This window comes from Luteibacter sp. 9135 (genome assembly GCF_000745005.1).
GTDB lineage: Bacteria > Pseudomonadota > Gammaproteobacteria > Xanthomonadales > Rhodanobacteraceae > Luteibacter.
In genome coordinates, this window is record NZ_JQNB01000001.1 from 4,031,949 (window position 1) to 4,054,373 (window position 22,425).

Genomic DNA, 22,425 nt, shown 5'->3' on the forward strand with positions numbered 1-22,425 from the left:
GGTGCAGCGAATCACCGCCTGGGCGGAGCGCCGCCTGCCTTCGCTCACGCGGCTACGCCCCCGCGAGCCGCTGCCGATCCAGTTGCACCGTCGTCGTATCTACATCCTGCCCACGGGCTTCGGCCTCGCGTTCGCCGTGCTGCTGGGCGTGATGCTCGTCGGTGCGCTGAACTACGCCAACAATGCCGCGCTCCTGCTCACCTGCCTGGTGGGGTCGGTGAGCGCAGGAAGCATGCTGGTGGCTTTCCGCGTACTCAACGGGCTGACCATCGGCGGGCTGCGCGCCGGCTCCGCGCGCGCCGGCGAAACCTTGCGCGTGTTCCTGGACATCGGCGCTTCGCAGCGCGAACGCGTGGCGGTGCGCCTGGATGTCGAAGGCCGCGAGCATGTCGTCGTCGTGCCGGCCGGCGGCAGCGTCACCGTCGAGTTCGACCTGCCGACCGCCTTCCGCGGATGGCAGGCCGTGCCGCGCATGCGACTGCACAGCCGCTGGCCGCTGGGCATGTTCCGCGTCTGGAGCTGGCTCCACCCGGATCGCGCCCTGCTGGTGTATCCGCGCGCCGAGGGCATGGGTCCGGCACCGTTCGAGCCGCAGGGCGATGCCGATCGCGGACGACCGCGGCCCGGCGATGAGCTGGCGTCGCTACGCGATTACCGTGCCGGCGATCCACGCCGCCTGATCGCCTGGAAGCCGAGTGCGCGCCACCACTCGCTGCTGGTGAAGGACATGGAGCAACCCGCGCCGCAGGAAGACTGGCGCCTGGACTGGGACAGCATGCACGGGCTGGACGACGAGACGCGCATCTCCCGACTGGCCCGCTGGGTGGACGAAGCACATGACTCGGGCCGGCGCTGGAGCCTCAGGCTTCCGGACGGCTATTTCGATATCGCCCAGGGTGACGAGCACTACCATCGCTGCATGACGGCGCTGGCGCTGCGCCCATGAGCCGCTTCCGCCTGTCGCTGCGCGAGCGCCCCGCCAGCGAGCCACCGCTGACCCCGTGGTCGTTCGACCTGCTGTGCCTCACCATGGCCTTCGTCCTCGGCGTGCATGCGCCGCACCTGCCGTGGTGGCTGACGGCCGGCCTGGCCGTGGTCCTGGTCGCGCGCTGGCAACAACGCCGTCGCGGCGGTCGCCACACGCCGATCTGGATCAAGCTACCCCTGATCGGCCTGCTGCTGGCGCTGGTGATCCTCACCTACGGCAGCCTGTTCGGCCGCGAGCCGGGCAGCGCGTTCGCGGTGGGCCTGCTGGTGCTCAAGCTGCTGGAAAGCGATCGCCTACGGGATGCGCGTGTCGGCGTGGCGTTCGCGGCGTTCGCCCTCATGAGTGCGCTGCTGTTCGACCAGGGCATCGTCGCCACGGCCATCGTGGCCGCCGGCGTCGTACCCGCGATGATGACGCTGCGTGCGCTGGAAACGGCCGGACCGCGCGTTCCGTCCTGGCGCGTCGAACTCCCCCCGGTACTGCTCGCGCTGCTGGTGTCGGTGCCGCTGGCGCTGTTCGCATTCCTGTTCATTCCCCGCCTCAGCTCGCCCCTGTGGGGCGCACCGACGATGGACCGCGCCACCACGGGACTGTCCGACCGCATGGCGCCGGGCGACATGGCCGAGGTGCTCACCGACGACACACCCGCCATGCGGGTGACCTTCGACGGCCCCACGCCGATCGCGTCGTCACGTTACTTCCGTGCCTTCACCATGACACGGTTCGACGGCCAGGCATGGAGCCCCGGGTTCGGCGGCCGCGACACCGGCACGCTGGAGGGCCAACCGCGTATTCATTACCGGGTCACCCTGGAGCCGACGCGGGAGCGTGCCCTGCCCCTGCTCGACATGCCCCCGGACGCACCCACGGACGCCATGTTGCGCGGCGATCGCACGGCCGTGGCCAACCAGCGCCTGGAGAAGACCTACAACTACGAGGCGAGTGCCGTTGCCGACTACCGCCTCGACGCTGCCTTGGACCCCCTGGCCCGCCGTGCCACGTTGCAGTTGCCCGACCGCGTCGGCCCCCGCGCACGCGCCCAGGCCGCCGCGTGGGTGAGCCAGTACGGCGGCGATGCCCTGGCGATCGCCCGCGCGGCGCTGGCGATGTTCCACGATGGCGGCTTCCGCTACACGCTGGCCGCCGCGCCGCTGGGCCGCGATCGCATCGACGATTTCCTGTTCGGTACCCGCGAGGGCTACTGCGAGCATTACGCTTCCACCTTCACCTTCCTCATGCGCGCCGCAGGCATCCCGGCACGGGTCGTCACCGGTTACCAGGGCGGTTACTGGAACTCGCTCGGCCGTTATCTCCTGGTCCGCCGCGCCGACGCGCATGCCTGGACCGAATTGTGGATCGAGGGCCGCGGCTGGGTTCGCTTCGACCCGACCGGCGCCGTGCGCCCCGAACGCGTCACCCTGGGCGCCGCGGCGGCGGCCGCAGGGGACGGCGGTGGTGAGGGCCTGTTCGACGCCGCCTGGTGGCGCAGCACACGCGATCGCTGGGATGTGGTCAACCAATGGTGGAACCAGGCCGTTAACGGCTTCGATTCGCTTCGCCAGCAAGGTTTGCTGCAGCCGTTCGGCATCCGCCGTGCGGACGTGGGAGACCTTGCCCTGGTCCTCGCGGTCGGTTTCGCGGTGCTGGTGGTGGGTGCCCTGGGCTGGGCGCTGTTCCAGCGGCGTGAAGGCGATGCGCTGGATGCATCGATGCAGCGGCTGCGGCGCAAACTCGCCAGGGCCGGTGTCTCCCGACGCGCGGGCGAAGGACCCAGGCATTTCCTGGCCCGGGCGGCCCGTGCGCTGCCTGAACACCGAAATGCCTTGGAAAGGTTGAGCGAGGTCTACTTGCGCTCGCGTTACGCCCATGACAAACCGCCGCCTGAACTGGTCACCGAATTCAGGCGCGGGGTGGACGAATTAAAGACGCGCCGCGTGGTCAAATAGGTCATGGTGTCGGCTGTGTCCGGCCCCCCTGGGAGATGTTTCATGTCCATGTTCAAACCGCTGGCCGTCGCGGCCGCGACCCTGGCCCTGAGCGCCTGCGCCACGGTGCCCCAGCCGCTGCAGGGCCAGTTCAATAACGTGTCCACCTCCGGCGCCCAGCAGGGCGGCGCACCCGGCGCCAAGGTGCGTTGGGGCGGCGAGATCATCAAGACCGAGCCGGGCCCGCAGCAGACCTGCTTCTTCGTGCTGTCGGAGCCGCTCGATGCCGAGGCGCGTCCCACGGCCACCAAGTCGGACAGCCAGGGTCGCTTCGTCGCCTGCCGCGACGGTTTCTACGATCCGGAAGTCTTTACCCGCGGTCGCGAGATCACCGTCACCGGCACCCTGCACGGTGCCGTCTCGCAGAAGGTCGGCGATTTCGACTACGCCTACCCGCGCGTGGAAGCCGACGTCGTCTACCTCTGGCCCAAACGCGTCCCGATCAACCGCGCGTACGGCCCGGGCTTCTACGACCCGTTCTGGGGTCCGGGCTTCGGCCCCGGTTTCGGTCCCTACGGCTACGGCCCCTGGGGCGATCCGTTCTACTACCGCCCGCGCACCATCATCGTGCGCCCGCCGCCCCAGCCCCGCGCCCGCTGATCCCCGGCTGGCGGCAAAAAACCCGGCGCCGCAAGGTGCCGGGTTTTTTATGCAACCTCCTGGCCCGCGATCAACACCTCAAAAGGTATACCCATGCTCCCCGACATCACCGAATCCCGCGCCGCCTGCCATTGCGGCACCGTCCGCTTCACGGTGAAACTCAGCGACGGCCTGCGCACCGCGCGCCGCTGCAACTGTTCCTACTGCCGCATGCGCGGCGCCGTGGTCGTCTCCGCCAACCTCGATGGCATCACCATCCACCAGGGCGAGGACGCGTTGGGCGTCTACCAGTTCAACACCGGCACGGCCAAGCATTACTTCTGTTCGAAGTGCGGCATCTACACCTTCCACCAGCGCCGGTCGAACACCACGCAGTACGGCATCAACGTCGCCTGCCTGGAAGGCATCAGTCCCTTCGACTTCGAGGATGTCCCCGTGCTGGACGGCATCAACCACCCCGCCGACCAGGGCCGGAAAACCAACGAGCCCATCGCCCACCTCCGCTACGTCCCCTCCCCTTAACACGCACGCGCCACCACGCGTAAGCCCGTGTAGGAGCGGACGATGTCCGCGATCCCCGTGCATGTCGGTTGAGTCACCGCCCGCGGCACCCTAAAGTGAACGATCACATCGCCAGAAGGACCGTCATGACCGAAACGATCTTTTCAAAAATCATCCGGCGCGAGATCCCCGCCGACATCGTCTACGAAGACGACGACGTGCTGGCCTTTCGCGACCTCAATCCGCAGGCACCGGTGCATGTGCTCTTCATCCCGAAGCGCGCCATCGCCACGCTGGACGATGCGACACACGACGACGCGACCGTCCTCGGCAAGCTATTGCTCGCCGCCGCAGCCTACGCACGCGAACAGGGTTTTTCGAAGGACGGTTATCGCACCGTGATCAACACGAACGGGCACGGCGGGCAGACGGTGTTCCACATCCATGTGCACCTGCTGGCCGGGCGCCAGATGCAGTGGCCCCCGGGCTGAATCAGCCGACGGACTGACGGCTGCCGAATGCGTGCGCCAGCGTGCCGCGATCGACGAACTCCAGTTCGCCACCCAACGGCACGCCGTGGGCGAGACGCGTGGCACGGATGCCGGCGGCACGCGCCAGCTGGCCGATGTAATGCGCGGTCGCCTCGCCTTCCACGGTGGGGTTGGTGGCGATGATCATTTCCTCGATCTCGCCCTCGCCCAGCCGCTCCACCAACAACGGCAGGCCGAGTTCGTCCGGACCCAGGCCGTCGAGGGGGGACAGGCGCCCCAGCAGCACGAAGTAATGGCCCCGGAAGCCCGTCGCCTGTTCGATGGCGGCCAGATCGGACGGCGACTCCACGATGCACAGCACGTGCTTGTCGCGCGTGGGGCTGGCGCACACGGAGCACACCGGCGTCTCGCTGAAGTTGCGGCAGCGCGTGCAGTTGCCCACGTCGCGCATGGCCGATTCCAGCGCCGAGGCCAGTCGAAGGCCACCCTGCCGCTCGCGTTCGAGCAGATGGAAGGCCATGCGCTGGGCGCTCTTGGCGCCGACGCCCGGCAGGCAACGCAGGGCGTCGATCAGTTCGCCCAGCAGGCGGGACCCGTTACTCATCGCCGAAGGCCGGTCAGAACGGCATCTTGAAGCCGGGGGGCAGGTTCAGCCCCGCGGTAACGCCGCCCAGCCGGTTGCGGCTGAGTTCGGCGATCTTGTTGACCGCGTCGTTGATGGCCGCAGCCACCAGGTCCTCGGCCATTTCCGGATCGTCGGCGAACGACTGCCGATCGATGTGCACCGCGCGCACCTCGTGGCCGCCGCTCATGGTGACCGTGACCAACCCACCGCCGGCGGAACCGGTGACTTCCGTCTTGGCGAGTTCGTCCTGCGCACGCTTCATTTCATCCTGCATGCGCTGGGCTTGCTGCATCAGCTGACCGATTTGACCTTTCACGTTCCTGGCTCCACGGGTTTGATCGATTGGGGAATGACGCGCGCGTCGAAATCGCGCTTGAGCGCCTGTACGAAGGGATCGGATTCCATCGAGGCCTCGGCGCGGGCCTGGGCATCGGTGGCGGCCTGCGCCCGGCGCTCCGCCGGGGTGCCGAGGTTGCCGCGATCGGCCACAAAGCGGAAGCGAATGCGCCGGCCCAGGGCCTGCGAGACTTTTTCTTCCATCTGGCTGGTCAACGGCTCGACCGCCAGGTGCATGTGCTGCGGCTGCAAGGCGAGGACCATGCTCTCGCCGTCCACCTCGCGCAGCGAACAGTTCTGCGCCAGCTGCCCGATGGGCCCGCGCAGGTGGGCGCGCTCCACCACCTCGTGCCAGTCCGGCAGGCCATCCGCACCGAGGGTGATGGGACGCGGCGGCGCGGCGGGCTCGGGCACGGGTGCGGAATGCTCGGCAGCGCGGGCGGGCGGAGGTGCGGCTGGTGCGGCTGGTGCGGCTGGCCGCGAGGCTGCCGGAGCCGGAGCCGCCGGTGCTGGACGCGGCGGCGGGGCTGAATGCGAGGTCGCCGTGGCAGTGCGCGACGGAGCAGACGCCAGCGGCGGCGCCGCGGCGACCTGCGGTGCGTGACCTGCAGCGGCCACCGGCGCAGACGCCCGCGGCGCGCTGGCGCCTGCGGCAGTGCGCGCTGGCGAACCCGAGACAGGCTGCCCACCCTCAGCCGGTCGGAACGCGAACATGCGCAGCAGCGCCATCTCGAAACCGATGCGAGCATCCGGCGCCATCGGGAGCTCACGACGGCTGGTGGTGGCGATCTGGTAGTAGAGCTGGACGTCCTCGGGAGCGATGCGCGCGGCGAGGTCGGCCAGACCGGCGTCGCTTTCTTCCTCGCGATACCCGGGCACCAGCTGGATCAGCTGGATACGGTGCAGCACCGTGGCGAAGTCGTCTAGTACGCCGGCGAAGTCCGGCGAGAACGAGGCGATACGCTCGGCCTCGCCCATCAGGGCGGCACCGTCACCGGCGGCCAGCGCCTCGAGCACGCCCAGCACCTGACCACGCTCGACGCTGCCGAGCATGGCGCGCACGTCATCGGCGCGCACGGCGCCCCCGCCATAGGCGATGGCCTGGTCGAGCAACGAGAGCCCGTCGCGCAGCGAACCGTCCGCGCCGTGCGCGAGTTCGACGATCGCGTCTTCTTCGTATTCGATGCCTTCGGCGCCGAGGATGTGACGCATCTGCCCGGAGATCTGGTCCGGCAGCAGCCGCTTGAGGTTGAACTTCAGGCAGCGCGACAGCACGGTGACCGGCAGCTTCTGCGGGTCGGTGGTGGCAAGCAGGAACTTCACGTGCGGCGGCGGTTCTTCCAGCGTCTTCAGCAGCGCGTTGAACGCCGGCTTGGAGAGCATGTGCACCTCATCCACCAAGTACACCTTGAAGCGGCCACGCGAGGGGGCGTACTGCGCGTTCTCGATCACTTCGCGCACGTCGTCCACGCCGGTGTTGCTGGCCGCATCGATCTCCAGCAGGTCGACGAAGCGGCCGGCGTCCACCGCGGTGCAGACCGAGCAGACGCCGCAGGGATCGGCCGATTCGCCACGCTCGCAGTTGAGCGACTTGGCGAAGATGCGGGCGATGGTGGTCTTGCCGACGCCGCGGGTGCCGGTGAAGAGGTAGGCATGGTGCATGCGGCCGGAGTCGAGCGCGTTGGTCAGCGCCCGGACCACATGCTCCTGGCCCACGAGTTCAGCGAACTTGCGGGGGCGCCACTTGCGTGCGAGGACCTGATAGGACATGCGTAGTACCTTGGGGCGACAGTGGATTGTGCCAAGGACACGCGTCGGGCGCACCCCAGCCCCGAAAAGGCGATGACCCTGCCAGCCACACCCCGGCGCCCGAGTCATCCGCTACCGTTGCTTCCTTCCGGACCTGGCGGAGTTTACGGACTATCGTCGCGGGGGGACCGACAGGGTCACCATAAGACTTACATCTGGCGGAGAGAGCGGGATTCGAACCCGCGATACCTTATTAGGGTATACACACTTTCCAGGCGTGCTCCTTCAACCACTCGGACACCTCTCCACACCGGTACATCCTCTTCCCCGGCGTCCTGTCCGGCAAAGAAGCGGAAGGATAACGTTCCCGCCGCGGCGGGGCAAGTCTCAGCCAGCGGTGGGGTGGGTTGGCTCGGGCTGCGGGAGGGGCAGGCGTTCGCCGGGATGGGCGATACGGTAGCCCCGTGCGACCAGTACATCCCCGTCGGCGGCACTGCCGTAGTGGTAGAGCGCCATGCGCGAGCGGGCTTCGTCGGGGTATTCGCGCTCAAGATCGTCCACGCCGGTGTGCGAGGGGTTGCCGACGACGCCGCAGTCGTGGGCGATCAGCTCGCCGCGCATGCCGTGCAGCGCGATCGCCTCCGGCACCGGCCGGGTATCGCCGGTGTAGACCAGGCTGCCGCGCAGGGCCAGGCCGTACGAGGTACCCTGCACGTGGTGGCGCGTGGGAAACACGTCGAACCAGTGGCCTTCGTGCCAGAAGCCGCGGGTGCACGGGATGAGGTGGAATGCTTCCCAGTAGTTGACGCCGCCTTCGGCCAGGGCGCCGGGGTAGTCGGCCACCCTGCCCTGCAGCCAGGGCAACAGGGCGGCGTGCAGGTAGACCTTCGTGCGCCCGCGCAGGGCCTCGTCAAACCACAGGCGGAAGAACAGTCGCTCCATGCCGGCCACGTGGTCCATGTGCACGTGGGTGATGTAGAGGGCCGCCGGTGGCGCACCGTACGCCGCCACGTAGCGGTCGAGCGTGTCGGGACCGCAATCGACCAGCAGCAGCGGCGCGCCGTCACGCTCCACGACCACGGCGGAGGAGCCCAGCTCGACCGCGTGGGCGGCACCGGTGCCGAGGAAATGCAGGTTCCACGTCATGCGCCCAGGCTCCGTTCGTAGTGATCCATCAACGCCGGCCATAGCGCGGTGTCGAAGGTGTCTCCCGCGACGTCGCGCGCGCCCAGCTTGAGCAGCGAGCGTTTCAGGCGGTCCAGGTTGGCATGGCGCCAGCGGCGGGACACGCCGCGCAGCCGGCCCCGGTCGAAATCGATGAGGTAGAGGCCGTCGGCTCCGACGAGGATGTTGTGTGCGTTGAGATCGGCGTGCCAGGCGCCCTCGCGATGGAACCGGGCGATCAACGCACCGACCTGGCCAGCCAGCGCCGGGGTGAAGGCCCCTTGCTGCAGCTGCTCGGCCAGCGTGGACGCCCGTGGGATGCGCAGGGTCATCAGGTCGGCCGAATAACGCAGGCCCTGGCGCACGAAACGAGCCGCCAGCGGCGGCGACACGGGCAGCCCGCGACGCTGCAGTTCCACCAGCAGGCGGAACTCGCGATCGCTGCGCGTGCGTCGGCGTCCGGTAAAAAGGTAGCGGTCGCCGAGCAGACGGGCCACCATACCGCCGCGCCGGTAATGCCGCAGCACGGCTTCACCGGCGGGCGTATCGACCACCGCCACGCCGCCGCGGCCGCCGGATTGCGTGCGCAGGGCGCCGCGCTCGCGCCAGTATTCGGGCGAGAACCACCGCGCGTCGACTTGAGGTGCACGGGTCGCGTCGAACAGAATCGTACCGTCCGCGCCCTCCTCCACTCGTTGCTCTTTCATTTCATCGGCCGCCCTTGCGCAGCCACTCATCCGGTGCTCCGATCGTGCCCAGTCTAACAAGCCGCCCGCTCCCGTCGGGGGATTCCAGCCTCTGCATCCTGCGCACCTCCGCCATCGGCGATGTCACGCATGTGGTGCCGCTGGTCCGCACCTTGCAGGAAAAGTCGCCGTCCACGCGCCTGACCTGGCTGGTGGGCAAGCTGGAACGACGCCTGGTGGGCGACCTGCCGGGCGTGGAATTCATCACCTTCGACAAGGGCAAGGGCCGCGACGGCCTGCGGGAGGTGAGACAGGCGCTGGCCGGACGTCGCTTCGACGCGCTGCTGCACATGCAGGTGGCGCTGCGTTCCAACCTGCTCAGCCTGGCGGTCAGCGCGGATCGGCGGATCGGCTACGACCGCGCGCGTTCGAAGGACCTGCACGGCCTGTTCATCCGCGAACGCATTCCGGCGCGCTCGGGGCAGCACGTGCTGGATGCGCTCGGCAGCTTCGTCGAGCCGCTGGGCCTGACGCAGACCGGGGTTCGCTGGGACATCCCGGTGCCGGACGACGCCAGGGCCTGGGCCGCGGAACAGCTTCCGGGCGACACACCGACACTGCTGGTCAGCCCCATGTCCAGCCATGCGCTGCGCAACTGGCGCGTGGACCGCTACGCGGCATTGATCGACCACGCCATGGCGCGAGGCCTGCGCGTAGCACTGGTCGGCGGCCCATCCGAGGGCGAACGGGCGCTGGCGGATCGGATCCTCGCGGCCACCGTATCGGCGCCACTGGACCTGACCGGCAAGGACACCCTGAAGCGCTTCATGGCCTTGCTGGAGCGCTCGGCCATGATCCTCACGCCGGACTCCGGCCCGATGCACATGGCCAACGCGGCCGGGGTGAAGGTGCTGGGGCTGCATGCCGCCAGCAATCCCCACCGCTCCGGCCCCTATTCCGACCGCCGCTGGTGCGTCGACCGCTACGATGCGGCCGCGCGCCGTTTCCTGGGCAAGCCGGCCGCCGAGCTGGCCTGGGGCACCAAGATCGAGAAGCCCGGCGTCATGGACCTCATCGAGGTGGACGACATGCGCGAGCGCTTCGAAGCCTGCGCGGCGTTCCTGCAACTGCCGTTGCGTTAAGCGCCGGTCTGCGGCGCGCGGTAATCCTGGTACGACTTCTCTTCGACCAGCGTGGAGCCCAGCTTCATGTTGATCTCGCGCTTGATCGCGGCGCGCTCGTCGTTCTCGATGTACACGGAACGCGCCAACTGGATGAACGCATCGTCGAACGCCTGCGCGCGCTCCTTCAGGCGAATGTCGTCCTCGATCTTCCACAGGCGCTGGTTGACGGCGAGAAGGCGCGCCTGCTCGTCGGTGATGTCGGTCTCGGAGGCCTTGTCGTTTTTCCACGTCGCGTCGAGCAGTTCGAGTTCGTTGCGCACGTTGGTCAGCTTGGCATCGTCCTGGATTTCCATGAGCTTGATCTGCAGGATCGTGATCTTGTCGATCAGCTCGCCATAAGAGACGGGGGTATGGATCAGGCTCATGGGCAAATCTCCGGTCGGTCAGGCGCCGGAGGTTATCAGTTTTACGCGTTGCCGGACGCTCCATAGGCGGTCAGGCCTTCCACCAGGTGGTCGTAGACGGCGCGCACGCGGCGGCTGCGGCGCTGGTCTTCGTGCATCACCACCCACAGCCGCAGCGGCACCTCCAGCGTCTTCGGGAACAGGCGAACCAGCCCGCTGCGTCGCGCCAGCGGCACTTGGCAGAACCCGAGGCCGAAACCGGCGCGAATGGCCGCCAGTGCCGCCAGGTCGTTGTCCGTGCGCAGCGCGAAGTGCTCGCGTGCATAAGGCACATCGGCGGGACGCAGCGCCCGGATATACGGTTTTTCCTCGTCGTAGCCGATCAGCGCGTGGCTGGCGATGTCCGCGACGCGACGCGGGCGACCCGCCAGGGCCAGATAGTCCGCATGACCGTAGAGCCCGATGGGGATGTCGGCGACGTGCCGTGCCACCAGGGCGTCCTGTTGGGGCACGGCGCTGCGCACGGCGATGTCGGCATCGCGACGCAGCAGGTTTTCCGTGCGGTTGGTGGTCGACAGCTCGATGACGATGCGCGGATACGCGCGCCGGAAACCGGCCAGCATCGTCGGCAGCACTTCCACCCCGATCACCTCGCTGGCGGTGATCCGCACCACGCCCTGCAAGGTGTCGCGCGTGCCGGATGCCGCACGCTGCACGGAGGCCGCCGCGGAGGCCATGGCTTCCGCGTGCGGCAGCAGTTCCAGCGCGGCATCGGCGGGAAGCAGACCGTGCGGCACGCGCGAGAACAGGTCCACGCCCAGGGCGCTTTCCAGCTCCCGGATGTGCCGGCCCAGGCTGGGCTGGGTCATACCCAGCGAACGCGCGGCCGCGGAAAGGCTTCCCTCGCGCATCACGGCGAGGAAAGAACGGAAAAGATCCCAGGCGGGTTCGCGGCTAGCCATACGTAAATGTATGGCACCCATGCGTCCTTATGCAATTTACGAATACCACAACAGCGCCGAGACTCGGTCCACCCCCTGGAGATACCGCCATGACCCGATCCCATCGCACTGCCCTCGTCCTCGGCGCCACCGGCGGCATCGGCGGGGAAACCGCCCGCGCGCTGGTCGCCGCCGGCTGGACCGTCAAGGCGCTGACCCGCCACGCCGGCAAGGTCGACGACGGCGCGCTCCACTGGATCCACGGCGACGCCATGAACGCGGACGACGTGCGCCGCGCCGCGCAGGGCACGCAGGCGATCGTGCATGCCGTCAATCCGCCGGGCTACAAGGACTGGGAGCGCGTGGTGCTGCCGATGATCGATCACACCATCGCCGCCGCGCGCACCGTGGGCGCGCGGATCGTGCTGCCGGGCTCGGTCTACAACTACGGTCCCGGCACGTACCCACTGATCGCCGAGGACGCACCCCAGCATCCACCCTCACGCAAGGGCGAGATCCGGGTGGCCGTGGAGGAACGCCTGGAGGCCGCGGCGCGCGAAGGGGTACGCAGCCTGGTCCTGCGCTGCGGCGATTTCTACGGTCCGCGCAGCGGGAACAACTGGCTGGCCCAGGGCATCCTCACGCCCGGCAAGCCGTTGCGCGACATCCGCTACCCCGGCTTACCGTCGCTGCGCCACACCTGGGCCTACCTGCCGGACGTCGCCGCCACGCTGGTGGCGCTGCTGGAACGCGATGACGAACTGGATACCTTCGCGCGCTTCCACTTCGGGGGGCATGTGCTCACCGGGTACGCGCTGGCCGATGCGCTCAGGCGGGCGTCAGGTCGGGGCGAGTTGCCGCTGCGCCGTTTCCCGTGGTGGATGGCGACCCTGGTCGCACCCTTCATGGAAACCATGCGCGAGGTGCGCAAGATGCGCTACCTGTGGGACGAGGAAATCCTGCTGGACGACGCACGGCTGCGTGCCTTCCTCGCGGACGTGCCGTGCACGGCACCGGAAACGGCCTTGCGCACGACGTTGCAGGGCATGGGCCTGATCGGCCCGTCGGTCACAGCGTAACCAGCCCGAACGCGTCCAGCAGCAACAGCACATTCAGCCCCAGCACGACCAGCGCAGCCAGCGCCGACAGCACCACCACCAGACGGCCGTTGCGGAACGCGCCCATGACGTCGCCCCGACTGGTGAACCAGACCAGGGCGATCATGGGGAACGGCAGCGCGATGCTCAACGCCACCTGGCTGAGCACCAGGGCACGGGTCGCGTCCACGCCGGCCAGTACCACGGCGAAACTGGGCAGCATGGTGATCGCGCGCCGCAACCAGATCGGAATGCGGAAATCGACGAAGCCCTGCATGATCATCTGCCCGGCCATGGTGCCCACCACGGAGCTGGAAAACCCCGAGGCGATGAGGGAAACGAGGAAGATGGTGGCAGCGGCACCGCCAAGCAGCGGGATCAGGGTCTGGTAGGCGGTTTCGATCTTTGCCACGTCGGGGTGGCTGCCGTGGAACGCGCCGGCCGCCATCACCACCATGGCCAGGTTGATCAGGCCTGCCAGCGTGAGCGCCAGGATCACCTCGAGGTTGGACAACCGGATGATCCGCGTCCGCTCCGCATCATTCCTGGCCTGCACGCGGCGCTCGGTCAGCCCCGAGTGCAGGAACAGGGCATGCGGCATCACGGTCGCGCCAATAAGGCCCACGGCGATGGCGATGGCCGCGCTGTCGGGCAGGTTCGGCACGAAGATCTGCTGCCCCAGCGCTTTCCAACCGACGGGCGCGATGAACAGTTCCACGAGGTAGGACAACCCCACCACGCCCACCAGCGCGCCGATGGTCAGCTCAAGGCGACGGTAGCCCTTGCCTTCCAGCAGCAGCAACGCGTATGTGACCACGGCGGTAATCCCCATGCCGACAAGCAACGGCATGTGGAACAGCAGGCTGAGGCCGATCGCGCCGCCCAGGAACTCGGCCAGGTCGGTGGCCATGGCGGCCAACTCGCTCACCACCCACATGACGTAGACCAGCGGCTTGGGCAGGCGATCGCGGCACAGCTCGGCGAGGTTGCGACCGGTCACGATACCCAGCTTGGCGGACAGGCTCTGGAACAACATGGCGACCAGGTTCGCCAGCAGCACCACCCAAAGCAGTGCATACCCATAGCGCGCGCCCGCCTGGATATTGGTCGCGAAATTGCCCGGGTCGATATAGGCCACCGAGACCACCATCGCGGGCCCGGCAAACGGCAGCAGCGCGGAGAGCCCGCGGCGGCGCCCCGACAGCACGTCGACCATGGCCGGGTCGCGTGGCGGTGTTTTCACTTGGTCGAGCATGCGATCGCGATCGTTCGGGCCGGACATTCCATGCCGTTATACCCCGCGGCCCGGACGGCGACCACGCGCGCCGGACCGCATCACGGCCCCCAGCACGACGCCCGCGGCGAACAGGGAACCGGCCACCGCCGCCGGAGGGATGCGGGTACGCGGGGTGCGCGAGGCGCGGGCCAGCGCCGCGTCCCGCGAGTCCTTCGGCTTGACCTCGGCAGGCGCGGCCTCGATTTCCACCGCGTGGGGACTGGGGCGGATCGGCTTGCCACGTGCGTCGGCCACGCCGCGGGTCAGCTCGGCACCGAGCAGCACGATGATCGACGAGTAATAGGTCCAGGTCAGCAGAACCACGAAGGCGCCAGCGGGGCCATATGCGCCGCCCACGTCGGAATACTGGATGTACAGGCCGATGACGTACTTGCCTGCCAGGAACAGCGCCGTGGTCAGTACCGCACCGATAAGCGCCTCGCTCCAGTCGATCAGCGCATCGGGCAGCACCTTGTACATCGCGCCGAAGGCCGCCACGAACACGATCACGGAGATCCCGTATTCCACGGCGCTCCACGCCGTCGAGTCGCCGCGGATCACCGTCTGGATGATGGCGCTGACGATGAACGAGACGATCATCATGAACGCCATGCCACCCAGCAGCGCGAACGCCCGGCCGCGCGCACGCAACCAGGCGCCGACGGCTTCGCCCGGCCGGGGCTTCACCCGCCAGACCCGGTCCAACGTGCCCTGCAACTGGGCGAACACCGCCGAGGCGGCGAACAGCGTCACGCCCAGGCCGACGATGCCGGCGATGTCGCTCAGGCGCGGATGCGCTTTCGCACTGGTGATCACGCTGTCGATGGCGCCCGCGGCACGGCTGCCGACCACGGACGACAGCGTCTGGGTCAGCTGGTCGCGCCATTCCGGATGCAGCACCGAAATCACCCACATCAGCAGGAGCAGGAGGGGTGCGAACGACAAAGCGGCGTAGAACGCCAGCGCCGCCGCACGTGTCATCAACTCATCGTCGCTGAAGCCGTCCACCGCGGAAACGATGGTGCGCTTTATAGCTCCGCCGGTCATGCCCTGTCTCCTGATCGATCCAATGGCCTTGATACAGCGTGGAACATGGAGCGCACGTGATGTGAACCCGGCCCGCTGCCCCTAGAATCGCCGCATGCCGCTCAACCTGCTCATTGCCGACGATCACCCGATGTTCCGTGGCGCCCTGCTGCACGCGCTGGCCGAGGCCCTGCGGGGCGGTCGCGCGCTGGAGGCGGCCAGCCACAGCGCGATGGAGGCGGTGCTTGCCGCTGGCGAGCCGGTCGATCTGGTGCTGCTGGACCTGACCATGCCGGGGGCCATGGGCTTCTCGTCGCTGCTATGGCTGCGCGGTGAGCATCCGGACGTGCCGGTGCTGGTGGTGTCGTCCAACGACCATCCGCGCAACGTGCGCCGCGCGCAACAGTTCGGCGCGGCGGGTTTCGTCTCCAAATCCGCACCGGCCGAGGTATTGCGCGCGGCGGTGGCCGAGGTGATGCAGGGCGGCACCGCCTTCGTCGGCGCGCGTGCCGACCGCAGCGACGACGATGCCCGCCTGGCCGCGCGACTGGCCCGGCTCACGCCGGCGCAGTTCCGCGTGCTGATGCTGATGGCCGAGGGCCTGCTCAACAAGCAGATCGCCGCCGAACTGGGCCTGGCGGAAAACACCGTGAAGATCCACGTGACCGCCGTACTGTCGAAGCTGGAATGCCGCTCGCGCACGCAGGCCGCGGTGCTGGTGCGGTCGCTGGATGTCGACGAAGGCGTCGACGGCTCCCACCCGGGTTAGCCGGACACCATCAGCATGCGGCTCATGACCGCGCGCAGGCGCGCCGGGGCAAGGGGTCGCGTGAGGTAACGCACACCGACCGCAGCCGCACGCTCCACATCCGCTGTCGAGGGCGCCTCTGCGATGAGCAGCGTGGGTGGCATGCCGCCCCAGCGTGCGCCGAGGGCCAGGCGCAGTGCCTCACCCGTCATGCCGTCGATCGGGTCCTCCAGCAGGAGGATCGCGGGCACCGCGTCGGTTTCCGCGTGGCGCATCGCCTCGCTCGCGCTGGCCGCGGCCGCCACCTCGCAGCCCCACGACGCCAGCAGCCGCGTCGTGGCCTGTCGTGTCACGCCGTCGGCATCCAGCAGCATGACCCGGGCACCGGCGAACGGCGATTCATCCTCGGCGCCGGCGGCCTTCGCTGTCGTCGCGGACGGGCCCTGCCATAACGGCACGGTGATGGAGAACACGCTGCCCTTGCCCGGACGCGAGCGTACCGCCACCGGCGCGCCCAGCAGCCGCCCGATCCGGTCGACGATCGACAGCCCCAGGCCCGAGCTGCGCCGCTCGCGGTCCACGCCGTTGTCCAGGCGCAGGAACTCGTCGAAGATCGCCCGGGTTTTCGCCTCCGGGATGCCAAGCCCCGTGTCCCAAACCTCGATGCGCACCGCATCGCCTTGCCGGCGCGCTCCGATCAGCACGTCGCCACGCGGTGTGTAATGGATCGCATTGGAGAGGAAATTCTGCAACACGCGGCGGAGCAGCAAGGCATCGCTGCGCACGACGGCCCGACCGGTGACGCAGCGCAGTTGCAGGCCGTGCGATGCCGCCAGCACCCCGAACTGCTTCGCCAGGTCGGCCAATAGCGATTCCAGCGACACGGCGGCAAAGCGCGGCTCGACTGCGCCCCCTTCCAGCCGCGACACATCCAGCAGGCTGGCCAGCAATTCGTCCTGCGTGTCCAGCGCACTGCGGACGCGCTCCACCAGCTCGCGCTCCGCGGCGTCGAGGTGCCCCGCCGCCAGCGCACCGACAAACAGCCGTGCCGCATTGAGTGGCTGCAGCAGGTCGTGGACGGCGGCGGCGACGAAACGGGTCTTGGAGCGATTGGCCCGCTCCGCTTCCGCCTTGGCGTCGTGCAGGTCGCGCGTGCGCTCGTCCACCCGGCGTTCCAGGCTGGTCGCCAGCGACCGCAGTTCGCGCGCGGCGGCCTTGTACGCCGTGATGTCGGCATAACTGGTGACGAAGCCACCGTCCGGCAGCGGATTGCCGCGTATTTCCAGGGTGGTGCCGTCGGGCCGCTCGCGCTCGTACATGTGCGGGCTGCCGGCACGCAGGTAATCCAGCCGGCGGCGGATCGCCTCCTCCGGATCACCCGGGCCCAGCAAGCCGCGCCGCGCGTTGAAACGGAACAGGTCCTCGATAGGCCGCCCCACGCGCATGTATTCCTCGGGAAACCCGAATATCTCCCGGTAGCGCGTGTTCCACGCGACCAGCCGCAGCGACGCGTCGATCACGCTCACGCCCTGCGGCAGGTGTTCCAGGTTGCCATCGGCGCCCTGGGTGGCCTCGTGCGCCGCGGCCACTACGCTGTCTTGCGCGGAGCGCAGCGCGGCGGCGTGGTGCGCCACCATGCGCTCGAGCTCCTCGCGGCTGCGCTGGCGCAGCCGGGCCAGGCGCAGCCGCTGCTGCAGGAACAGCCCGAACAGGACGATCGGAAGCCACACCGCCAGCACCACCAGCGCGGCGTCGCGCGCAGCCGTCATGGCCGGGCGGGCGTCAGCCAGCAGGTGCAGGGTCCAGCCCTGGTGAGGCAGGGCCAGGCTGGCCCAGACCACCTCGCCGTCGAGCGACGGCGAGATCACCCTGACGCGTCGCGCGTCCGCGCCTGCCTCGCCCAGGGTAACGGTGCGCATCGGCACGAGCGCGCGATCGCCGTACTGGCGCGTGGCGCGGATCGCATCCGCATCTCGCGGAGACAATGCCTGCAGTGGCCGATACAACCACGAGGCATCGCGGTTGGTCAGGAAAACCACGCCGTAGCGGTCGGCCAGCAGCACGGTATCGTCGTCGCGGGCCCAGTCGTGACGCACTTCGTCCAGGGTGATTTTCACCACGATCACGCCGACATGCCGGCCCTGCTCGTCGTCGACGGCACGCGCGATGAAATAGCCGGCCACGCCCGTGGATACGCCCATCGCATAAAAGGTGGCGTGCCCCTCCCGCATCGCCTCCTGGAAATACGGCCGGAACCGATAGTCCAGGCCGACGTTGCTTGTGGGGGTATCCCAGTTGTTGGCGGCCACGGCCCGGCCACGCCGGTCCAGCAACGTGAGTGTCGAGGCATGCGCCGCGCCGTTGGCCTGGGCAAGCTTGCGATTGAGCGCCAGGGTCGGCAGGGGCTCGCCGGTGTCCGACAGCGCCGCGCGCAAGGCCGGATCCAGCGCCAGCACCTCCGGCAGCACGGTGAACCGGTCGATCAGGCGTTGCACCGCCAGCGCGTGCAGTTCGAGACGATCCGCCGACTGCGTGGCGGTGACCGCCAGCGCGCGACGCCACGCCCACCACCCGCCCATGGCCGCGGTGCCGGCGATGGCCAGCGCCAGCGCACACACGGGTAACAGGCGGACGAGGCGCACTCGGGACATGACCGCGATGGTCGCACAGCCGCGGGGAGCCTAGCCGGAATGTGCTATGGGCCGATCGGGAGGCGCGGGCTACAAGGGTGCATCCGCCCCTCCGGGGCAGCCTACGGTATCGCGTCATGTCCCTGCAGCAGTCCGTTCCCGTCGCCGCTCCCCGGCCCTGGTATCGCCAGACCTACGCGCAGGTGCTGGTCGCCATCGCCCTCGGTGCCCTGCTGGGTCACTACTGGCCGGCCTTCGCCGAATCGCTCAAGCCGCTGGGCGACGCCTTCATCAAGCTGGTGAAGATGATCATCGCGCCGGTGATCTTCCTCACCGTGGTCACCGGCATCGCCGGCATGCCTCATCTCAACGCGGTCGGCCGCGTGGTGCTGAAGGCGATGCTCTACTTCCTCGTCTTCTCGACCCTGGCGCTCATCGTCGGCATGGTCGTGGCCAACGTGGTGCAACCGGGAGCGGGCCTGAACATCGATCCCGCCACCCTGTCGACGAAGGAGATCGCCACCTACACCACCAAGGCCCACGACATCTCGCTGACCGCCTTCCTGCTGGACATCATTCCGGACACCGTGGTGGGCGCGTTCACCTCGGGCAACATCCTGCAGGTGCTGCTGTTCGCCGTGCTGTTCGGCATCTCGCTGACACTGGCCGGCGAGCGCGGCAGGCCCGTGGTGTCGTTTTTCGAAGCCCTGACCGCGCCCGTGTTCACGCTGGTGCACCTGCTCATGAAAGCCGCCCCCATCGGTGCCTTCGGCGCCATCGCCTTCACCATCGGCCGCTACGGCATCGAGTCGCTGTCCAACCTGCTGTTCCTCGTCGCCACCTTCTACGGCACGGCCATCCTGTTCGTGGTGGTGGTGCTGGGCACCGTGGCAAAGTGCGCGGGGTTCTCCATCTTCCGCCTGATGCGCTACCTGAAGGCCGAACTGCTGCTGGTGCTGGGCACCTCGTCCTCGGAAGCGGCCCTGCCCTCGCTGATGGAGAAGATGGAGCGCGCGGGCTGCGACAAGTCGGTGGTCGGCCTGGTGGTGCCCACCGGGTACTCGTTCAACCTGGACGGCACCAACATCTACATGACGCTGGCCGCGCTTTTCATCGCGCAAGCGACCAACACACCGCTCACCCTCGGCGAACAGGTGGCCCTGCTGCTGGTGGCCATGGTCAGCTCCAAGGGAGCGGCGGGCGTGACCGGCGCCGGCTTCGTCACGCTGGCGGCCACGCTCTCCGTGGTGCCCTCGCTGCCCGTGGCGGGCATGGCGCTGATCCTGGGCGTGGACCGTTTCATGAGCGAATGCCGCTCGCTGACCAACTTCATCGGCAATGCGGTGGCCACGGTCATCGTCGCGCGCTGGGAGGGAGCACTGGACCGGGAGGCGCTGGATGCGGCGCTGTCGCCGGAAGCGTCGAACTACGTCACCCGGACTGACCTGGCCGGGTGACGTAGTCGCCGGTCACTTGAAAGTGCAGGCTTCGCTCGTCGACTGCGTGCAGGTTTCCTTCCCCGCGGCGACGCTTTTCCACGCCTTGGCGTTCGCCGGCGACACCGCGTTGCCTTCCATGTCGAGACTCATGCGGAGGCTGTTGCCGTCCGTGGCCTTGTAGTCACACGACGCCCAGTGTTTATCCTTGCTGTTGATCAGCGAGGCACCGGCAAAGGACAACCCCTCCAAGTGAAGTTTCGCGTCGTCGTATTGCGAGACCTCACCCTTCCAGGTGTGAGCGCCGGACACGGCCTCATAGGCAATATCGCCATCCTTCGTCTCGCCGTTCTGCCTGATCGACCTGGCAGCCGGGCAGGATATATCCGCGGCGGCGGCGTGGGTGGCCCAGGCGGTCATGGCGATGGCCATCGCCAGCGAAACCGTCATCGTCTTCGTGCTGCTCATTGCACACTCCCTATGCGCCTTGCGGCTGGTGATCCACCTTAACGCCACACAGGGACGGCGGACGTTCTCGGGCAAAACGTACACCTCGCCACATTGGCTTGGCTAACATGGCCTTGACGCTTGCCGTCCGTAAAAGGGCAACGATTTCTTCGGTCCCAGATGAACGGCTCCCTAGCCCGGGAAGCGCGTCATGCCTCCGCGCACTCAAGACATGGTCCGGGCCGCCGATGTCATGAGGAACGCCCCGAGGCCACCTGCCTTCCATGCCTGTCCAGCACGCCCGCCACACCAACCTGCGCGCCGTCCTCGCCCAACTGGACCGGGAAGGCATCGCCGGCTTTCCCGACCAGGCCGAGTACCTCGGTAGCGTCACCTCCGGACACCTGGCCGCCATGGTGAACGGCGACCCGATCGAGACGCTGTTTTCCGAGCACGTGGAATGGGCACTGCACCGACGCCGCGGCTGGATGGACGAGTTGCACGACGACGATCCCCTCGAGGGGTGAGCCGGCTGGATTCAGTTTCGTCCGGCTGTATCACCACCGCTTCACGCGCGGCTGGCAACCCTCGCGTCCTCAGAGTCGAGGTCATCCATGGAAAGCTTCCCCCCGGAGCTACTGCACCTCGCCCTGCAGAGCGCCGACCTCGGCATCTGGCAGCTCGATCTGCGCTCGGATGAGGAAACGCTGCGCTCGCTCCGACACGACCAGATGTTCGGCTACGAGGTACTCCAGCCGCGCTGGGGCCTGGCGATCGCGCTGGAGCACGTGCTCGAGGATGATCGGGATCTGTTCGCCGCCGCCTTCCGCAGCGCCCTTGTCGAGGGCGCCCTGCGTTGCGAGGTTCGCGTGAAGTGGCCCGACGGGTCCATCCACTGGATCGCGCCGCTGGGCCGCACCGAGTTCAGTGCCGAAGGCGAGCCACTGCGGATATGCGGCGTGGTGGCCGATGTCACCACACGCCGGCAACTGGAAGCCCAGGCGCTGCAAAAGAACAAGATGGCCGCTATCGGCGAGCTGACCGCCGGCATCGCGCACGATTTCAACAACGTCCTGCAAGGGCTGGCCGGTTCGTTCGACCTGCTCAACGTCTTCATCGCCAAGGGAAGGCTGGAGGAATGTGGGCGCCTGGCCGTCCGTGGCGGCGAACTCGTCGACCGCGCCGCCCGCATGACGCACCGGCTGCTCGCCTTCTCGCGACGCGCGCCGCTCAATCCGCGACCGGTCGACCTCGGACGACGCCTGCCCGCCATCGCCGCGCTGTTGCGTCCCGCCCCAGGCCAGGAGAGCCGTGTGGAGGTATCGGTCGAGCCGGCCTTACCCGACGTGCACGTGGACGACGCCCAACTCGAAGTCGCCCTGTTGAACCTGCTGTTCAACGCGCGCGACGCCTCGCACGTCGATGGTCGTATCCAATTGCGCGCGCGACGCACCGTCGCTCCGGGCGACCTGCATGAAAGCCTTCCCTTGTCCGGTCAGCACGGGTTCGCGCTGATCGAAGTCACCGACTCGGGCGTCGGCATTCCGCAGGACAGCCTGGAACGCATATTCGAGCCGTTCTTCACGACCAAGCCGCAGGGCGCCGGTACCGGGCTGGGGCTGTCGCAGGTGCACGGCTACGTGCACCAGTCCGGTGGCGCCATCGACGTCGCCAGCGTGATCGGCGTCGGCACGCGCGTGCGCGTGTGGCTGCCGTTGGCATCCGACGAAAACGCAGCCGCTGGCACGCCGTGCCATACCGACACCGCGCCGCGGCCTTCACGTCGGGCCGTGGTGCTCCTGGTGGACGACGAGGCGCACGTGCGCGAGCCTCTGGCAGAGCTACTGCGCGAAGCAGGCCACGACGTGACGTCCGTGGCGGACGCGCAAACGGCGATGACCACGTTGGCCACGCGCATGGACTGGGATCTGGTGGTGAGCGACATCGGCCTGGAAGGCCCAACCGACGGCTGCGACCTGGCACGCCAGTGCCATGATCGCCTGCCCGGCATGCCGGTGCTGCTCATTACCGGCTACGCCGGCGATGACCTGGACACGCGACTGCCCGGCGACACCGCCGTTCTGGTCAAGCCCTTCACGGCGAGGCATTTCATGCATGCGATCGACAACTGCCTGGGTGCGACGGCCGATGAGAGACCGCGGTAACCTCAT

At 68.4% G+C, this 22,425-nt stretch carries 22 protein-coding genes, 1 tRNA gene and 1 other RNA gene; 11 read left to right on the plus strand and 13 right to left on the minus strand.

Annotated features, from left to right (window positions below):
• The first annotated feature begins 1 nt into the window (after position 1).
• From FA89_RS16940 to FA89_RS16960, 5 genes are all read left to right on the plus strand, one after another.
• On the plus strand, positions 2-946 hold the full coding sequence (locus FA89_RS16940; protein WP_240003921.1) for a DUF58 domain-containing protein: 945 nt from the start codon (positions 2-4) through the stop codon (positions 944-946).
• Positions 943-2,934, plus strand: a complete 1,992-nt coding sequence (locus tag FA89_RS16945; protein WP_240003922.1) for a transglutaminase TgpA family protein — start codon at positions 943-945, stop codon at positions 2,932-2,934. Before FA89_RS16940 ends, FA89_RS16945 begins: the two co-directional genes overlap by 4 nt.
• A gap of 42 nt (positions 2,935-2,976) precedes the next feature.
• A complete protein-coding gene (locus FA89_RS16950) occupies positions 2,977-3,573 on the plus strand; it encodes a Slp family lipoprotein (protein WP_036142492.1) in 597 nt (198 codons plus the stop codon).
• Between the two features lie 93 nt (positions 3,574-3,666).
• A complete protein-coding gene (locus FA89_RS16955; RefSeq protein ID WP_036142497.1) occupies positions 3,667-4,095 on the plus strand; it encodes a GFA family protein in 429 nt (142 codons plus the stop codon).
• A 125-nt stretch (positions 4,096-4,220) separates the two neighbouring features.
• Entirely contained in the window at positions 4,221-4,565 is a 345-nt protein-coding gene (locus FA89_RS16960) for a histidine triad nucleotide-binding protein (RefSeq protein ID WP_036142502.1), read from the plus strand.
• A gap of 1 nt (position 4,566) precedes the next feature.
• On the opposite strand, the gene recR is transcribed toward FA89_RS16960, so the two are convergent.
• The 7 genes from recR to FA89_RS16990 form a co-directional block, all read right to left on the minus strand.
• A complete protein-coding gene (recR, locus tag FA89_RS16965; protein ID WP_036142506.1) occupies positions 4,567-5,169 on the minus strand; it encodes a recombination mediator RecR in 603 nt (200 codons plus the stop codon).
• A 13-nt stretch (positions 5,170-5,182) separates the two neighbouring features.
• Entirely contained in the window at positions 5,183-5,506 is a 324-nt protein-coding gene (locus FA89_RS16970; RefSeq protein ID WP_036142510.1) for a YbaB/EbfC family nucleoid-associated protein, read from the minus strand.
• Entirely contained in the window at positions 5,503-7,296 is a 1,794-nt protein-coding gene (gene dnaX, locus FA89_RS16975) for a DNA polymerase III subunit gamma/tau (protein WP_036142512.1), read from the minus strand. Before dnaX ends, FA89_RS16970 begins: the two co-directional genes overlap by 4 nt.
• Before the next feature lie 76 nt (positions 7,297-7,372).
• Positions 7,373-7,469: signal recognition particle sRNA small type (gene ffs, locus FA89_RS19910), an RNA gene on the minus strand.
• 22 nt (positions 7,470-7,491) lie between these two features.
• Positions 7,492-7,582, minus strand: a tRNA-Ser gene (locus tag FA89_RS16980).
• 80 nt (positions 7,583-7,662) lie between these two features.
• Positions 7,663-8,421 (minus strand): MBL fold metallo-hydrolase, encoded by a 759-nt coding sequence (locus tag FA89_RS16985; RefSeq protein ID WP_036142515.1) that lies wholly within the window; start codon positions 8,419-8,421, stop codon positions 7,663-7,665.
• A complete protein-coding gene (locus FA89_RS16990) occupies positions 8,418-9,146 on the minus strand; it encodes a 3-deoxy-D-manno-octulosonic acid kinase (RefSeq protein ID WP_036142518.1) in 729 nt (242 codons plus the stop codon). The genes FA89_RS16985 and FA89_RS16990 overlap by 4 nt, the downstream gene beginning before the upstream one ends.
• A 44-nt stretch (positions 9,147-9,190) precedes the next feature.
• Between FA89_RS16990 and FA89_RS16995 the strand changes: the two genes are divergently transcribed.
• A complete protein-coding gene (locus FA89_RS16995) occupies positions 9,191-10,267 on the plus strand; it encodes a glycosyltransferase family 9 protein (RefSeq protein WP_240003923.1) in 1,077 nt (358 codons plus the stop codon).
• On the opposite strand, the gene FA89_RS17000 is transcribed toward FA89_RS16995, so the two are convergent.
• Positions 10,264-10,674, minus strand: a complete 411-nt coding sequence (locus FA89_RS17000; protein WP_036142521.1) for a DUF6165 family protein — start codon at positions 10,672-10,674, stop codon at positions 10,264-10,266. The two genes, FA89_RS16995 and FA89_RS17000, sit on opposite strands and share 4 nt — an antisense overlap.
• 41 nt (positions 10,675-10,715) lie before the next feature.
• On the minus strand, positions 10,716-11,615 hold the full coding sequence (locus tag FA89_RS17005; RefSeq protein WP_036142524.1) for a LysR family transcriptional regulator: 900 nt from the start codon (positions 11,613-11,615) through the stop codon (positions 10,716-10,718).
• An 89-nt stretch (positions 11,616-11,704) separates the two neighbouring features.
• Between FA89_RS17005 and FA89_RS17010 the strand changes: the two genes are divergently transcribed.
• Positions 11,705-12,673: an NAD-dependent epimerase/dehydratase family protein gene (locus tag FA89_RS17010; RefSeq protein ID WP_036142529.1), complete on the plus strand. Its 969-nt coding sequence runs from the start codon at positions 11,705-11,707 to the stop codon at positions 12,671-12,673.
• Here FA89_RS17010 and FA89_RS17015 read toward each other — a convergent pair.
• Positions 12,663-13,946 carry an Nramp family divalent metal transporter gene (locus tag FA89_RS17015; RefSeq protein WP_036144706.1) on the minus strand — a complete coding sequence of 428 codons (1,284 nt, stop codon included), beginning with the start codon at positions 13,944-13,946 and terminating at the stop codon, positions 12,663-12,665. The genes FA89_RS17010 and FA89_RS17015 overlap by 11 nt on opposite strands.
• 36 nt (positions 13,947-13,982) lie before the next feature.
• Entirely contained in the window at positions 13,983-15,014 is a 1,032-nt protein-coding gene (locus FA89_RS17020) for a YihY/virulence factor BrkB family protein (protein ID WP_081916726.1), read from the minus strand.
• Between the two features lie 94 nt (positions 15,015-15,108).
• On the opposite strand from FA89_RS17020, the gene FA89_RS17025 reads away from it, so the two are divergent.
• Positions 15,109-15,762 (plus strand): response regulator, encoded by a 654-nt coding sequence (locus FA89_RS17025; RefSeq protein WP_036142532.1) that lies wholly within the window; start codon positions 15,109-15,111, stop codon positions 15,760-15,762.
• Here the strand turns inward: FA89_RS17025 and FA89_RS17030 are convergent.
• Positions 15,759-18,401, minus strand: coding sequence for a PAS-domain containing protein (locus tag FA89_RS17030; RefSeq protein WP_221174374.1), 2,643 nt, complete (start codon positions 18,399-18,401; stop codon positions 15,759-15,761). The genes FA89_RS17025 and FA89_RS17030 overlap by 4 nt on opposite strands.
• A 107-nt stretch (positions 18,402-18,508) precedes the next feature.
• Between FA89_RS17030 and FA89_RS17035 the strand changes: the two genes are divergently transcribed.
• Positions 18,509-19,828: a dicarboxylate/amino acid:cation symporter gene (locus tag FA89_RS17035; RefSeq protein WP_051938908.1), complete on the plus strand. Its 1,320-nt coding sequence runs from the start codon at positions 18,509-18,511 to the stop codon at positions 19,826-19,828.
• 12 nt (positions 19,829-19,840) lie between these two features.
• On the opposite strand, the gene FA89_RS17040 is transcribed toward FA89_RS17035, so the two are convergent.
• The gene (locus FA89_RS17040) at positions 19,841-20,275 is read right to left on the minus strand and encodes a DUF3757 domain-containing protein (RefSeq protein WP_036142538.1); all 435 of its coding nucleotides are present in this window, start codon (positions 20,273-20,275) and stop codon (positions 19,841-19,843) included.
• Positions 20,276-20,538: 263 nt separating this feature from the next.
• Here FA89_RS17040 and FA89_RS17045 point away from each other — a divergent pair, with 263 nt between their 5' ends.
• Both FA89_RS17045 and FA89_RS17050 read left to right on the plus strand, forming a co-directional pair.
• On the plus strand, positions 20,539-20,781 hold the full coding sequence (locus FA89_RS17045; protein ID WP_036142541.1) for a hypothetical protein: 243 nt from the start codon (positions 20,539-20,541) through the stop codon (positions 20,779-20,781).
• An 87-nt stretch (positions 20,782-20,868) separates the two neighbouring features.
• The gene (locus FA89_RS17050; protein ID WP_081916728.1) at positions 20,869-22,419 is read left to right on the plus strand and encodes a PAS domain-containing hybrid sensor histidine kinase/response regulator; all 1,551 of its coding nucleotides are present in this window, start codon (positions 20,869-20,871) and stop codon (positions 22,417-22,419) included.
• The last annotated feature ends 6 nt before the right edge of the window (positions 22,420-22,425 follow it).